This is a genomic window from Nitrobacter hamburgensis X14 (assembly GCF_000013885.1).
In the GTDB taxonomy this organism is placed as follows: Bacteria; Pseudomonadota; Alphaproteobacteria; order Rhizobiales; family Xanthobacteraceae; genus Nitrobacter; species Nitrobacter hamburgensis.
This window is the reverse complement of record NC_007964.1, coordinates 2,399,933-2,414,205: the sequence shown is the minus strand read 5'-3', so window position 1 is coordinate 2,414,205 and position 14,273 is coordinate 2,399,933. Positions and strand designations below refer to the sequence as shown.

Here is a 14,273-nt window from a genome sequence, read left to right as displayed (position 1 = left end):
ATCGCGGCGGCCGGGGCGAGGGCTCCCGTCTCTCTATGGCTCGTGTGCCCGTTCGGGACATGTCGCCAAGTCATTGATTTCAATAATTCAATGTGTGGCAAAAAGGTGACGCTGCGCTGAAATCACCCCGCTCGTCAGCCATGGTTGTTTCAATTGGGCCGTCCGACGCTAATCTGACGACCATTACATTGCGGATTTCCTCGATATTCCACGGAGATGGAAAGGGAGTCTCGCATCAAAGATAGTTTTGGGTGGCGGTTTGAAACTTGTTCATACGGCGAAAGCCGCATTCGTTTTGATCACGACGATTGCCTGCTGCTCGGGGGCTGCGGCGCAATCGCCGGCGCCGCCTATTACGGCGGCGGCCGTGGTCGAGCAGGACTACGACGCGCTGTTCGAGCAGATGTACAAAAATCCCTCCAACCTGGAGGTGAGTTTCAAGTTCGCCGAGCAGGCTGTGAAACGTGGCGACTATGAAGCCGCTATCGGCGCGCTCGAACGTATGCTGTTCTTCAATCCAAATCTGCCGCGCGTGAAACTCGAACTGGGGGTGCTGTATTTCAAGCTCGGCTCGTATGAACTCGCGCGCAGTTATTTTCAGGAGGCGATCAAGGCTGCCGACGCCCCTGATGACATCAGGGCCCAGGTCCGCGCCTATTTGACCGAAATCGACCGCCGGCTGGCGCGATACGAGTTCAGCGTGTTTACCACCTCCGGCTTCCGCTATCAGACCAACGCCAACTTTGGTCCCTCAAGCCTGATGGTGCGCGCCCTGGGTCAGGATGCACTTCTCGACGGCGCGTTCGGCAAGCATCCCGATTGGAATTTCTTCCAGACACTCACAGCCAACTACGCCTACAAGATCGGCACGCGGGGGGATGCCATCGAAGCGAGCTTCCTCGGCGTCAATTCGCGCCAGTACAAGCTCAACCAGTTCAATCTCGGCCTGGTCGAACTCGTCGTCGGTCCGCGCATCGGGATCGGCCAGAACGCATCGTTCAAGCTTTACGGCATCGGCGATCAGGTCTGGCTCGGGGACGCCAATTATTTCTCGGCCGGCGGCGGCGGCGTGTCCGCGCGCACGACGGTCGGCGATCTCGGGCTTCTGGAGGCGTTCGTCGAGCAGCGGCACCGCGATTTCTCGGATTCGACCAACTTTCCGACGGCCAGCCAGCAGACCGGCGATCTGCTGTCGGCGGCGGTGACATCGGATTTGCGCTTCGGGCTGCTGCATTGGGCGGCGCGCGCCGGATACGATCAGAATCGCGCGATCTTCGATTACTACTCCTACAAGCGCTACTCGATCGACATGGCTTTTCCGTACGCGTTCGCCCTGTCGGTGTTCGGCACGCCGCATCAGTTCGTGATCGCGCCGACGATCGGCTTTAGCTGGGCCAATTATGATGCGCCCAATCCGATCGTCGACCCCTTCACGATGCGGAACGACAGGGAGCAACGCTACGGCGCGATCTTCGATGCGCAAGTGTACAAGAACGTCGGCGTGCGGACTCAGGTCCAATACATGAAGATCGACTCGTCGCTGCCGAATTACACGACCGACAACTTTTCAGTCTCGGTCGGGCCGACCGCGCGGTTCTGAGCCGGACCTCTGCACCGATACGTCTTGCGCCAAAGCCCCGCGAGAACGCGGTCCGGCGACCGCCTTCCGGCCACGCCCAGCAGGCGGTCGGCAAAGCCCGCGTCGCCCGCTCGACGGCTATTTTTGCTGCGCCAAATCGAGCGGATTCCGTTAGAGCGTTTTCAAGCGAAGTGGATACCGGTTCGCGTGAAGAAAACGCGTCAAATCAAAATCATAGAGCCCGCTTCTGATTCCATCAGAAGCGAAAAGGCTCTAGTGTGCCGATCACATTTGCGACGTCTCGTTGTTCCGCGGGTTGCCGAACAACCGGTCGCAAAATCATCGAACCGGATTTAGCCCCTTGTCGTCGTCCCTTGGTTGCGCTGATCCTAGTTTGCCCGGGAGGCTCGCAGGAGCGAGCAGCGGAATGACGAGCCAGCTTTCAACCTGCATCGGGAGCGCCGGCCATCTGGTCGCATCTGCAAACGAGGCTGGACGATGAAGGCTGCGGCGCGTTTGCGCGGCACCTTGCGCGTGCGGACCATGCTGGTGTGGGCGCGTCTGCGCCGGCTGATGCGCAACAAGAATCTCCGCGCCGTCGGTGCGGCGGTGGCGACGCTTGTGCTGCTCACCTCGCTGCGCGCTTACGATCCGCGTATCGTCACCGAATTGAAGGAGCGCACGTTCGATACCTATCAGCGGCTCAAGCCGCGGGCCTATACCGACCTGCCGGTGCGGATCGTCGATATCGACGAGGCCTCGATCGCCGAATACGGACAATGGCCGTGGCCGCGGACGCGCCTTGCCGCGCTGACCCGCCGGCTTGCCGACCTTGGCGCCGGCGTGATCGCTTACGATGTCATCTTTTCCGAGCCGGATCGCACCACGCCGAGCCGGCTTGCCAACGACTTGAAGGACTCCGGCGCGCCCGATCTGGACCAGACCATGAAACTGCTCGCGAACCTGCCGGATCATGATCGGGCGTTCGCGGATGCAATCGGCAAGACAGGGGTTGTACTCGGCTTTGCCGCGACGAACGTCGCCAACGACAAGCGTCCGCCGGTCCGGGCCGGGCTGGCGTTTGTCGGCGTCAATCCGACAAAGGTGCTTGCGCCGTTTCACGGTACGGTGTCGAGCTTGCCGATTTTCAACGAAGCTGCCGCTGGCATTGGCGGCATCAACTTGAGTTCGCGCGATCGCGCCGGCATCGTCCGCCGCGTTCCCATGCTGTTTTCCGACGGCGCGAAGGTCTATCCCGGCCTTGCGATTGAGGCGCTGCGTGTCGCCCAGAATCAGAAAAGCATCATCGTCCGCGGGACCGGATCGAGCGGCGACAGCGACACCGGTCACGCGGCGCTGATCGATATGCGCGTCGGCGCTTTCAAGCTGCCGCTGACCAGCAACGGCGAGTCATGGGTCTATTTCAGCCGCGATCGACCGCAACGTTACGTGTCGGTGAAGGACATTCTCGATCCCGGCAAAGAGGCTGCGGTCAAGCCACTGATCGATGGCGCGATCGTTCTTGTCGGCGCATCGGCCGCGGGTCTGATGGATGCGCGCGCGACGCCGCTCGGCGGGCTGGTTCCGGGCGTGGCGATCCAGGCACAACTGATCGAGCAGATCCTCGCGCAGGACTTCATCGAGCGCCCGGACTGGACCAACGGGCTCGAGATCGTTCTGACCGTATTGTTCGGCGCCCTGGTCGCAGGCCTGGTCCTGGCGTTCGGCGCTCGGTTTTCATTCTATGCCGGCGTGGTGGTGTTCGTGGCAGGGCTCGCGGGCTCGTGGATCGCGTTCTCGCATTTCCGGCTGTTGATTGATCCGATCTTCCCCTCGCTGGCGGCGCTGGCGGTCTATATCGCCGTCGAGCGTGTGCTTCACGTCGCCTCCGATCACGAGAAGAAGTTCGTGCGTCAGGCCTTCGGCCAGTATCTCGCACCGGAACTGCTCGCGCAGCTTGAAAATTCGCCGCAGGCGATGCGGCTTGGCGGCGAGTCCCGTGATATTTCCGTGATGTTCATGGATGTACGCGGCTTTACGCCGATCTCCGAAGCTCTGACTGCGACGGAACTTGTCGATTTTATCAATACGCTGCTGTCGCCGCTGTCGGATGCGATCCAGGATGAGTTGGGGACGATCGACAAGTACATCGGCGATTCGATCATGGCGTTCTGGAACGCGCCGGTGGACGTTCCCGATCATGCGACCCGAGCCTGCCGCGCGGCGCTCAAGATGCGCGCGGCGCTCGACGCGCTCAACGACTCCGACGTCTTCGGGTTTTCCGCGCGCGGTTTCGAGGACTCCCGCGTCAGGATCGGGGTCGGCATCAATGCCGGACTGGCCTGCGTCGGTAACATGGGATCGCAAAGGCGATTCAATTATTCCGCCATGGGTGACGTCGTGAACGTGGCGGCCCGGATCGAGTCGGCAAGCAAGGCGCTCAATGTGGACCTTCTGGTTTCGGAAGACGTGGCGCAGCGGGCAAAGGGGATCGCGCTGCTTGAGGCAGGTGAAATCCTGTTGAAAGGCAAGTCACGACCGACCAAGATTTACGCGATCGCGGGCGATGAGGCGATGGCGGCGTCGCCGGAGTTTGCCGAATGGAAACGTCTGCACGGCGCGCTGCTGACTGCGATCAAAGTTGGTCATATGGACGAGGCGGGCGCTGCCCTGGCGCGGTGCCGCGAACTCGCCGGTGAGGAGATGCAGGATTTTTACAGCCATTTTGCCGAACAGATCGCACCGTTCGACACCGCGCCGCTGCAATAGCCTACTTCGGCAGGACCACCGAGATGAAGAAGGTCTCAATTCTGTTCTATAGACCGCATTAGCTCGGCCTCTCAGAACGTCACGACGCTGCGGATGGACTCGCCTTTGTGCATCAGGTCGAACGCCCTGTTGATGTCGTCGAGGGGCATGGTGTGGGTGATCATCGGGTCGATCTGGATCTTGCCCTGCATGTACCAGTCGACGATCTTCGGTACGTCGGTGCGACCGCGTGCGCCGCCAAACGCCGTGCCTTTCCACACGCGCCCGGTGACAAGCTGGAACGGCCGCGTCGCGATCTCCGCGCCGGCGGGCGCGACGCCGATCACGATCGACTGCCCCCAGCCGCGGTGACAGGCTTCCAGCGCCTGGCGCATCACCTTGACGTTGCCGGTGCAGTCGAACGTGTAGTCGGCGCCGCCGATCTGATCGGCGCCGGACTTGGTCATGTCGACGAGATGAGGGACGAGGTCCTTGCCGAGCTCCGTCGGGTTGACGAAATGCGTCATGCCGAAGCGCTCGCCCCATGCCTTGCGGTCGTCGTTGAGATCGACGCCGATGATCATGTCGGCGCCGGCAAGCCGCAGGCCTTGCAACACGTTCAGTCCGATGCCGCCGAGGCCGAACACGATCGCCTTGGCGCCGGGTTCGACCTTCGCGGTATTGATGACCGCGCCGATGCCGGTGGTGACGCCGCAACCGATGTAGCAGACCTTGTCGAACGGTGCGTCCTCGCGGATTTTCGCGACCGCGATCTCCGGCAGCACCGTGTAATTGGCAAAGGTCGAAGTGCCCATGTAGTGATGGATCGGCTTGCCGTCCAAAGAGAAGCGCGACGTGCCGTCGGGCATCAATCCGGCGCCTTGCGTGGCGCGGATCGCCGTGCAGAGGTTGGTCTTGCGCGACAGGCATGACGGGCACTGCCGGCATTCCGGCGTGTAGAGCGGAATGACGTGATCGCCTTTCTTCACCGACGTCACGCCCTTGCCGATATCGACGACCACGCCCGCACCCTCATGGCCGAGGATTGCCGGAAACAATCCTTCCGGATCGGCGCCGGACAAGGTGAACTCGTCGGTGTGGCAGACGCCGGTAGCCTTGATCTCGACCATGACCTCGCCTTCGCGCGGGCCATCGAGTTGCACGGTCGTGATTTCAAGCGGCTTGCCGGCGGCAACGGCGACTGCGGCGCGAACGTGCATGGCGATTTCCCTGTCGGTGCTTGTGTGAAACTGCGCGAGCATCTCACGGCAAACGCGTGTTGCCACATAGCATAGGTTCGGGTGCTAAAGGCCGCAAACGATGAATCGCGATTTTGCTCCCATGACGGTATGGGAGCAGGTCGTGAGCATCCGGTGCGGGCGGTGATGAGCGCCGCTCGGCGAACGGCTCGGCGCGCCGGCAAGGCTCGGCATCGCGGTGCGCGCGGCGGGGTGGGGGCTCTGGTGCGGAGCGGCGGGCTTAGGCGAATGCTGTCACAGCAAACAGGAGCGCCGGAGCAATTTCGGATTCGCGGAAACGTCACGAATTACAGAGCGCGGCCAAATCGGAATCGCCGCAGACATCAAGGGGTACGCGATCGACACGAAGGGACGCAATGGCGTCCCTTCATGCGCTTTCGTGGGGGCGGCACCTGCCTGCGTTACTTCGGCTGCTCGACGATACGGAAATACGGTTTCGGCGACTTCCAGCCCTTGGGGAATTTCTTGCGGGCCTCTTCCTCCGGAACCGCAGCGGAGAAAAACACGTCCTCGCCTTGCTTCCAGTCCGACGGAGTCGAGACACCGTGCTTGGCGGTGAGCTGCAGGGAGTCGATGATGCGCAGCACTTCCTGCCAATTGCGGCCGGTGCTCATCGGGTAGATAAGTACTAGCTTGATCTGCTTGTCGGGGCCGATCACGAAGATGTTGCGCACGGTTTGGTTGTCTGCCGGCGTCCGCTTGTTGACGTCGCCCGAGGTGCTGGCCGGCAGCATGCCGTAGAGCTTGGCAACGTTGAAATCGACATCGGCGATCAACGGATAGTTCGGCGCGACGCCCTGCGTCTCCTCGATGTCCTTGGACCACAGATGATGCTGGTCGGTGGGATCGACGCTGATGCCGATCAGCTTGACGCCTCGCTTGTCAAACTCCGGCTTGAGCCGCGCGACGGCGCCCAGCTCAGTGGTGCAGACCGGAGTGAAATCCTTCGGGTGAGAGAAAAACAGGGCCCAGCCATCCCCGAGCCACTTGTGGAAGCTGATGTGGCCTTCGGTACTCTCGGCTTCGAAATCGGGGGCAGGCGTACCAATCGATAAAGTCATAGTTACGTCCTCGTGTCACAGTTAACCCATGGATGCAGCAAGTATAGGCCTCAGGACCGCGAAACGGAACCGGTTATAAAAAAGGACAATATCTTTTTCTCCGGCGGGCGTTGCGGAGCATCTTCCTGTCGACAGCCGGCACGTGTGGCGAATTAACGCCTAGGACAACGCCTACGACATTGTGATCGGGGACGCCGCGATGTTGCCGCGCCCACGCCCCACGCGCGCCGGAACGTGCTGCGATCGTCTTGAACCGCGATCCACATCGCAGTGACAAACCGGGCGGTCGGGTAAATTCAAAAGCACGGCGACGGATTGTCTGATTTTTAACGAACGATTCACGCCCGCGTGAAATTGCTGATTTGATCCAGAAGCGAGAACCACCCCATGCTTTCCGACATGTCCGCCGCCGGCGGCCCGATCGACATTTCCGCCATTGCCAGCCCGGAGGCCGTGGTCGCGGCGCTTGCCATGGTCCGTGACAGCGTCATCACCGGGGAGGGACCGACTGCGCGCGGCCGCGTCCATTTTTCCCGCATGCTCGACCCCACCGACGCGTCCTGGTGTGTGCGCCTTTTGACCGCTGCCGCCGTGAATAACCAGCCGGTGAGCCGGGCGGAGGCGGAAGTTCTTTTCGAAATCAACGATGCCGCGACTGAGCGAAGCGATGACGGGCGGTTCGACGATCTTTTCGCCAAGGCGATCGTGCACCACGCCGCGGCTGCATCAGGTCTTCCGGTGCCGCCGCGCAGCGTTGCGCTGTCGCCGGGCACTGCTATCGAGAGCTGGGCGCCGACCAAGGCCGTGGGCGTCAATATCGAAGTGCTGGAGTGGATCGCAGGCCAGATGCGCGGAAAACGCCGCAGCAATCGTCAGTTGATGGCGCTGGTCGCGAGCCTGATCGGGGCGGCGACACTGCCGCTGACGCATCTCCCGAACGTTTTCGATATCAGCATGTAGGCCGCGCGAAACGTATTGAGACAACGAACGACGGGTTGCTCGCTCGCGCCGTTTCTATAGCGTTTTCGAACGAAAGGATGTCCTCGGGCTTGACCCGAGGATGGATACCGGTTCGCGTAAAGAAGCGTGTCAAACCGAAAACATAGAACCCCAGCTTCTGGCATCAAAGCTCCTTCGAGGGGCGATCCTCCTGAAAAGCCTTTGCTCCTGTTTTGTTTTTCTGTACGACGGAACAGTTAGGCTGCGTCCGTAGGCTAGATCGCGCACACCGTCCGGAGGATTGGACCGCGCCTCAAGGTTGCAGGTCAACAGGCTCATGTTCAAACGGATACTGATCGCCAACCGCGGCGAGATCGCCTGCCGGATCATCAGATCGGCCCGTCGAATGGGCATCGAAACCGTTGCCGTGTATTCGGACGCGGACCGCGACGCGCTTCACGTCGAGATGGCCGATGAGGCCGTGCTGATCGGTCCGCCGCCGGCGGCCGAGAGCTATCTCGTCATCGAGAAGATCGTGGAGGCTTGCCGCAAGACCGGTGCGCAGGCCGTGCATCCCGGATATGGCTTCCTGTCCGAGCGTGAGGCGTTTCCGCGCGCGCTCGCGGACGCCGGCCTGGTGTTCATCGGACCCAATCCCGGCGCGATCGCCGCGATGGGCGACAAGATCGAATCCAAAAAGGCTGCGGCCAAGGCTGGGGTCTCGACGGTCCCCGGCTTCCTCGGCGTGATCGAGGACGACAGGCACGCGGTGAAGATCGCCGACGAGATCGGCTATCCCGTGATGATCAAGGCGTCGGCTGGCGGCGGCGGAAAGGGCATGCGCATTGCGCACGCGACCGCCGAGGTCGCCGAGGGGTTCGGTCTCGCCAAGGCGGAGGCGAAGTCGTCGTTCGGCGACGATCGGGTCTTCATCGAGAAATTCATAACCGATCCCCGCCATATCGAAATCCAGGTGCTCGGCGACAAGCACGGCAACGTGATCTATCTCGGCGAGCGGGAGTGCTCGATCCAGCGGCGAAACCAGAAGGTCATCGAGGAGGCGCCGTCACCGCTGCTCGACGAGACCACGCGGCGCAAGATGGGCGAGCAGGCCGTGGCGCTGGCCATGGCCGTGAACTATGACTCGGCGGGCACGGTCGAGTTTGTCGCGGGGCAGGACAAGAGCTTTTACTTCCTCGAAATGAACACGCGGCTGCAGGTCGAGCATCCCGTCACGGAGTTGATCACCGGCATCGATCTGGTCGAACAGATGATCCGCATTGCTGCCGGAGAAAAGCTCGCGATCGCGCAGAAGGACGTGACGCTAACGGGATGGGCGGTTGAAACGCGGGTTTATGCCGAAGACCCGTTCCGCAATTTCCTGCCCTCAATCGGGCGTCTCGTCAAATATCGCCCACCGGCCGAGATGAGCCAGGACGGCATTACCGTGCGTAACGATACCGGCGTGTACGAGGGCGGCGAGATTTCGATCCATTACGATCCGATGATCGCCAAGCTCGTGACCCATGGGCCGTCGCGCGCCGCCGCCATCGAGGCGCAGGCTCATGCGCTCGACGCATTTTATATCGACGGTATCCGGCACAACATTCCGTTTCTGTCGGCCTTGATGCATCACCCGCGCTGGCGCGCCGGCAATCTCTCGACCGGATTCATCGCCGAGGAATTCCCGAAGGGATTCTCGGCGCGGACTCCGAAAGGCGAGATCGCACGCAGACTGGCCGCGGTGGCGGCCGCGATCGATCACGTGCTCGGCGAGCGGAAGCGGCAGATTTCCGGCCAGATGAACGGGCGCGTGGTAACGCGCGAAGGCCGCCGCGCAGTCTGGCTGGACCGCGCTGAAATCCTGCTCGACGTCGCGCGCGACGGCGATGCCATCGCGATCCGCTTCGTCAGCGAGGATGGTGATGTCGGCAATGCGCATCAATTGCTCTCGCGATGGGTGCCGGGCCAACCGGTCTGGCAAGGCACGCTCGACGGGCATCCCGTCGCATTGCAGGTGAGGCCGATCGCAAACGGATTCCGGCTCGCTCATCAGGGATTCGAAGTCGCAATCTACGTGTTCACCGAAACTGAAGCAGCGGCGGCGCGGCTGATGCCGGTTGCGGCCGCGACTGATACCGGCAAGAAGCTGCTGTGCCCGATGCCGGGTCTCGTCGTCTCGGTCGCCGTGACCGAGGGACAGGAAGTCAAGGCCGGCGAGACACTGGCCGTGATCGAGGCCATGAAGATGCAGAACGTGCTGCGTGCCGAGTACGACGGAGTGGTCAAGACAATCGCGGCGGTTCCCGGAGCCACGCTGGCGGTGGATGCGCTGATCCTCGAATTTGCGTGAGACCGTGATGTTTCGTCTACGCTTTGAAACCTTGTATGCCCGCGGTGAGAAGTTGTCGGGGCCGAAACGCTAGATGGACGATGTGGTTCGTCAGATCGTGATCCGTGGCCGCGTTCAGGGCGTCGGCTTTCGCTACTGGACGATGCGCGAAGCCATCCGTCTCGGCGTTGCCGGCTGGGTGCGTAATCGCCGCGACGGCAGCGTCGAGGCCTTGTTCGCGGGGCCGGCCGATGCCGTTGCGGACATGGTGGCGCGCTGTCGGAACGGGCCGGGGGCCGCCCGCGTCGATGCGGTCGAAGATCAGCCCGTGGCGGCGAACGCCGAAAAGATGATCCGGCCCGGCGAGCGCTTTTCACAACTCCCGACGGTTTAGAGCGTTTTTGAGCGAAGTGGATACCGGTTCGCGTGAAGAAAACGCGTCAGATCAAAATCATAGAGCCCCGCTTCTGATTCCATCAGAAGCGGAAAGGCTCTAAGCAAACGTCCGCGCACCGAAAGCTCAGCCTTGCTCGTAGCGCGGTCGCGCACTCCGCAGAGCGGCGCAGCTTGACGGTCAGGCCGTCGTCTCCGGCAGGCGCAGTTCCGAGGGGCCGAACACCTCTCCGAACGCGCGTCGGAGGGCGGCATCGACATCGCTCAACCTGACACGAAGGCCGAGATCGGCGAGGCTGGTGACGCCGTAGCGCGCGTCGGTAATCCCGCAGGGCACGATGGCATCGAAATGGCTGAGATCGGGGTCGACATTGAGCGAGATGCCGTGGAACGACACCCAGCGGCGCAGTCGCACGCCGATCGCCGCGATCTTGTCCTCGTGGCCCGGTCCCTTGTCCGGGCGCGCCACCCAGACGCCGACCCGATCCTCCCGCCGTTCTCCCTTGATGTCGAAGGTGTCGAGCGTGCGGATGATCCATTCCTCGAGGCCGGCGACGAACGCCCGCACATCGGGACGGCGACGCTTCAAATCCAGCATGACATAGGCCACGCGCTGGCCGGGGCCGTGATAGGTGACCTGGCCGCCCCGGCCGGTCGAAAACAGCGGAAAGCGAGCCTGGAGCAGGTCGGTTTCGCGACCGCTGGTGCCGGAGGTGTAGAGCGGTGGATGCTCCAGCAGCCAGACCAGCTCCGAAGCCTCACCCGAGGCGATCGCCGCCGCCCGTGCTTCCATGGCGGCAACGGCCTCCGGGTAGGGCACGGGAGTATCGGACAGCTGCCAGTCCACAAGCTCGCCAGGCGAGGCTGGAAACAGCTTCAAATCGAGGGTCTGGCGGTTGTTAACCATTGTCTAACCATAACGTGGTGGTCTGGAACCGTAGCAATTTGCATGGTCCGTGAGTCTGTATTCGTGGCGACGCTCGATAAAGTATCCGTCGATCTCATGGTGGTCCTGGGGACCACGTCGATGCCCGTTCATCAGGTCATGCGACTCAGCCGCGGCGCCATTATCGAGCTTGATGCCACCGAGCAGGACGAGGTCAAGATCCTCGCCAACAACCTGCCGGTCGCCAGCGGGGTGGTGGTGGTCAATCGCAATCGCATCGCGGTCGAAGTCAAGCAGATGCTGCCGCGGACGCCGGACCACAGATAAGCCGCCCGAGGGCCGACTTGAAGTTCGCAGGTCCGGGCCGGGACCGGCGCCCAGGAGCAAGAGAGCGCTCGAAACCCCTGATTCCGGTATCGTTCTGGTTCCCGCGGCGGTGCTCATCCGAGCCGCTTCCGACCGGGGAAGAACGTCCCACTGGGCCTTGTCCCTCCACCATTGTTTTGTTACATCGGCGCCGTCGATCCGGTCGGGGCGCCAGCTTCGGCCCGATTTTCAGCGCTCGTGGCGGAATTGGTAGACGCGCTGCCTTGAGGTGGCAGTGAGTAACATCGTGGGGGTTCGAGTCCCTCCGAGCGCACCACTTCACAAACCGACTCTGAGATCATTTTCGTTCCTGGAGGCCGTTTTAAAAATCGGCTGATGGGAGTTTTGCGCGCGGCTGAGTTATGATTCAGGCTCTCGATGTAGACGGAGCAAAACCGTGGGCGGATGGCCCGTATCAAACGCGATAGGTGGCAACGCTGCCACGCAGAACAACCTATCCATGATTTCCCGAACGCTTACGACACCGATCTCTACAGGGGGCGCAGCGTCATCGAGCGCTGCTTCAACAAGATCAAGCCGCTCAGGCGCGCCGCCGCCCGACGACAAACGGCTCGCCAGTTTCACGGGCTTCGTCAAACCCACCGCGATGGCCACCCGGCTGAAATAACGGCCTGGCCATGATTGTTTTATTGACCAGCAGAGGGTGCACGTAATAGCAGGATCGCGGCCAATTTCCGGGTTGATGTGATGAATTCATTAACGACGACACTTATGGGTCTTGATAAAGAAATCCTGCTTACGCTCAACGCATTTGGTGGAGGAAATAACAACCTCTGGGATCTCGCGAACAATTCGCTCTTCAGGGGATTTCCCTTGTTCTTTTCGATTCCCGCCCTGTGGTTCTCCAGCGATCAGCCAGAGCGTCGCGGTCGAATGCTGGCCGGACTGTTGGCGGTCTGTTTGGCGACAATGCTATCGGTTTGGTCGCAGTTTCACATCGCGGTCCACACGCGGCCAATTTTGGACTTGGCAATTCCTCTGGACACCGTCATTCCGCGAACACCATGGGACCGAACGAACTCGTTTCCGAGCGACACCGCGACCTTGTTTTTCGGCCTTGCTGCTGTAATCTTTGTAGAAAAGCGATTGGTCGGATTTTTCTGCTTTGTTTGGGTTGCGGCGCTAGTCGCGATTCCCAGGGTCGTTGTTGGCCTCCACTATCCAAGCGACATCATTGGTTCGTTTGTTCTTGGACCGGCAATCGTTTTCATTTTTACCGCGCTTCCATACCCGAGGGGCCTGTTTGAACGTGCGCTCACGTGGTTCCAAGGTCGTCTGTATATTGTTCACGCACTTTTATTCATTTTTTTGGCGGAATCGTTTGACCTGTTCCCGAGCTTGCAAGCTCTCGGAAAAGTGTTTGCGCGATTGCTTCACGCCTAGACTTTTCAGCTTTTCAATGGCTTGCGAGCTAGCAGGCTGTTGAAGAAGTCTCTGGCGCAGCGGTTCTGGGCATGATTCTCTTGATGCGGATGCGTCGAGGGGGGAGCGATGCGGGGAAGCGACGAACGGTCAGGCTCGCTGTTCAGCTATGTGGACTTGGAGGCTCGGATTCGCTCCGACCATCCGCTGCGAACGATCCGACAGATCGCGAACGCGGCGTTGAATGATCTGTCGAGGGACTTTGACAAGCTCTACACGGCGTTCGGCCGTCCCTCGATCGCACCGGAGAAGCTGCTTCGGGCAATGCTGCTGCAGGCATTCTACGGGATCCGCTCGGAACGGCAGTTGATGGAGCGGCTGGAGTTCGACCTGCTGTTGCGCTGGTTCGTGGGCTTGGGCGTGGACGACCCGGTGTGGGACCACTCGACCTTCTCGAAGAACCGCGACCGATTGCTTGAAGGTGAGATCGCCGCGAAGTTCTTGAACGCGCTGATGGGGCAGCACCAGGTCAAGCGGCTGTTATCAAGCGAGCATTTTTCGGTCGACGGCACGCTGATCGAGGCGTGGGCATCGATCAAGAGCTTCCGGCGCAAGGACGGCGGTGACCAGGACAGTGATGGACCGGGACGCAACGCCGAGCGCAGTTTCCACAACGAGAAGCGCTGCAACGAGACGCATCAGAGCACGACCGATCCCGAGGCACGGCTCTATAAGAAGGGCGGCGGCCAGCCGGCGAAGCTTTGCTACATCGGCCATGCCCTGATGGAGAACCGCAACGGACTGGCGGTGCTGGGTGGCGTGAGCCGGGCGACCGGAACGGCGGAGCGGGATCAGGCGTTGGCGCTGATCGACTGCCACCGCGGCCAAAGCGAGCGGCGGATCACGCTGGGCGCCGACAAGGCCTATGACGTCACCGCATTCGTCGAGGACTTAAGACGGCGTTCGGTCACGCCGCACATCGCCATCGACGGGCATTTGAGCAAGACCGGAAAGCCGCGCAAGACCGCGATCGACCAGAGGACTCTCCGTCATGCCGGATATGCCGTCAGCCAACGCTGTCGCAAGCGCATCGAGGAGGTGTTCGGCTGGATCAAGGCCTCCGCCGGACTTGCCAAGATCAAGCTGCGAGGCCGCGACCGCGTCAACGCCACCTTCACCCTGGCGCTGGCGGCCTACAACCTGATCCGCTTGCCCAAACTCCTGGCAGCCGCCGCGTGAAACACAAGTCGTGCACCGTCAAGATGCTCGATCAGGACCCTGATGGTGGCGCCGCCCGCAGATCACGCTGACTCCATTCCATATCCGT

At 61.6% G+C, this 14,273-nt stretch carries 11 protein-coding genes and 1 tRNA gene; 9 read left to right on the top strand and 3 right to left on the bottom strand.

From position 1 onward, the window contains the following. Positions 1–259 precede the first annotated feature (259 nt). Together NHAM_RS11055 and NHAM_RS11050 are read left to right on the top strand one after the other, a co-directional pair. Positions 260–1,600 (top strand): tetratricopeptide repeat protein, encoded by a 1,341-nt coding sequence (locus NHAM_RS11055; protein WP_011510642.1) that lies wholly within the window; start codon positions 260–262, stop codon positions 1,598–1,600. Between the two features lie 477 nt (positions 1,601–2,077). Further along, on the top strand, positions 2,078–4,348 hold the full coding sequence (locus NHAM_RS11050; RefSeq protein ID WP_011510641.1) for a CHASE2 domain-containing protein: 2,271 nt from the start codon (positions 2,078–2,080) through the stop codon (positions 4,346–4,348). 71 nt (positions 4,349–4,419) lie between these two features. Here the strand turns inward: NHAM_RS11050 and NHAM_RS11045 are convergent, their stop codons facing one another. Together NHAM_RS11045 and NHAM_RS11040 are read right to left on the bottom strand one after the other, a co-directional pair. After that, a complete protein-coding gene (locus tag NHAM_RS11045) occupies positions 4,420–5,547 on the bottom strand; it encodes an S-(hydroxymethyl)glutathione dehydrogenase/class III alcohol dehydrogenase (RefSeq protein WP_011510640.1) in 1,128 nt (375 codons plus the stop codon). A 440-nt stretch (positions 5,548–5,987) separates the two neighbouring features. Further along, complete coding sequence (locus tag NHAM_RS11040) at positions 5,988–6,647, bottom strand: peroxiredoxin (protein ID WP_011510639.1); 660 nt, start codon at positions 6,645–6,647, stop codon at positions 5,988–5,990. Positions 6,648–7,046: 399 nt separating this feature from the next. Here NHAM_RS11040 and NHAM_RS11035 point away from each other — a divergent pair, with 399 nt between their 5' ends. The 3 genes from NHAM_RS11035 to NHAM_RS11025 all read left to right on the top strand — a co-directional run bounded on the left by NHAM_RS11035 (position 7,047) and on the right by NHAM_RS11025 (position 10,312). Beyond that, positions 7,047–7,607 carry a hypothetical protein gene (locus NHAM_RS11035; RefSeq protein WP_430707706.1) on the top strand — a complete coding sequence of 187 codons (561 nt, stop codon included), beginning with the start codon at positions 7,047–7,049 and terminating at the stop codon, positions 7,605–7,607. Positions 7,608–7,923: 316 nt separating this feature from the next. Next, on the top strand, positions 7,924–9,939 hold the full coding sequence (locus NHAM_RS11030; RefSeq protein ID WP_011510637.1) for an acetyl-CoA carboxylase biotin carboxylase subunit: 2,016 nt from the start codon (positions 7,924–7,926) through the stop codon (positions 9,937–9,939). A gap of 73 nt (positions 9,940–10,012) precedes the next feature. Next, the gene (locus NHAM_RS11025; RefSeq protein WP_011510636.1) at positions 10,013–10,312 is read left to right on the top strand and encodes an acylphosphatase; all 300 of its coding nucleotides are present in this window, start codon (positions 10,013–10,015) and stop codon (positions 10,310–10,312) included. Between the two features lie 180 nt (positions 10,313–10,492). Here NHAM_RS11025 and lipB read toward each other — a convergent pair whose 3' ends face one another. Continuing rightward, positions 10,493–11,218: a lipoyl(octanoyl) transferase LipB gene (lipB, locus tag NHAM_RS11020; RefSeq protein WP_011510635.1), complete on the bottom strand. Its 726-nt coding sequence runs from the start codon at positions 11,216–11,218 to the stop codon at positions 10,493–10,495. Between the two features lie 42 nt (positions 11,219–11,260). Here lipB and NHAM_RS11015 point away from each other — a divergent pair, with 42 nt between their 5' ends. From NHAM_RS11015 to NHAM_RS11000, 4 genes are all read left to right on the top strand, one after another. After that, positions 11,261–11,524: a FliM/FliN family flagellar motor switch protein gene (locus tag NHAM_RS11015; RefSeq protein WP_011510634.1), complete on the top strand. Its 264-nt coding sequence runs from the start codon at positions 11,261–11,263 to the stop codon at positions 11,522–11,524. A gap of 231 nt (positions 11,525–11,755) precedes the next feature. Continuing rightward, a tRNA-Leu gene (locus tag NHAM_RS11010) sits at positions 11,756–11,840 on the top strand. 455 nt (positions 11,841–12,295) lie between these two features. Then, positions 12,296–12,967, top strand: a complete 672-nt coding sequence (locus NHAM_RS11005; protein WP_157043604.1) for a phosphatase PAP2 family protein — start codon at positions 12,296–12,298, stop codon at positions 12,965–12,967. Between the two features lie 108 nt (positions 12,968–13,075). Beyond that, complete coding sequence (locus tag NHAM_RS11000) at positions 13,076–14,185, top strand: IS5-like element ISNha7 family transposase (protein ID WP_011509106.1); 1,110 nt, start codon at positions 13,076–13,078, stop codon at positions 14,183–14,185. Positions 14,186–14,273 lie beyond the last annotated feature (88 nt).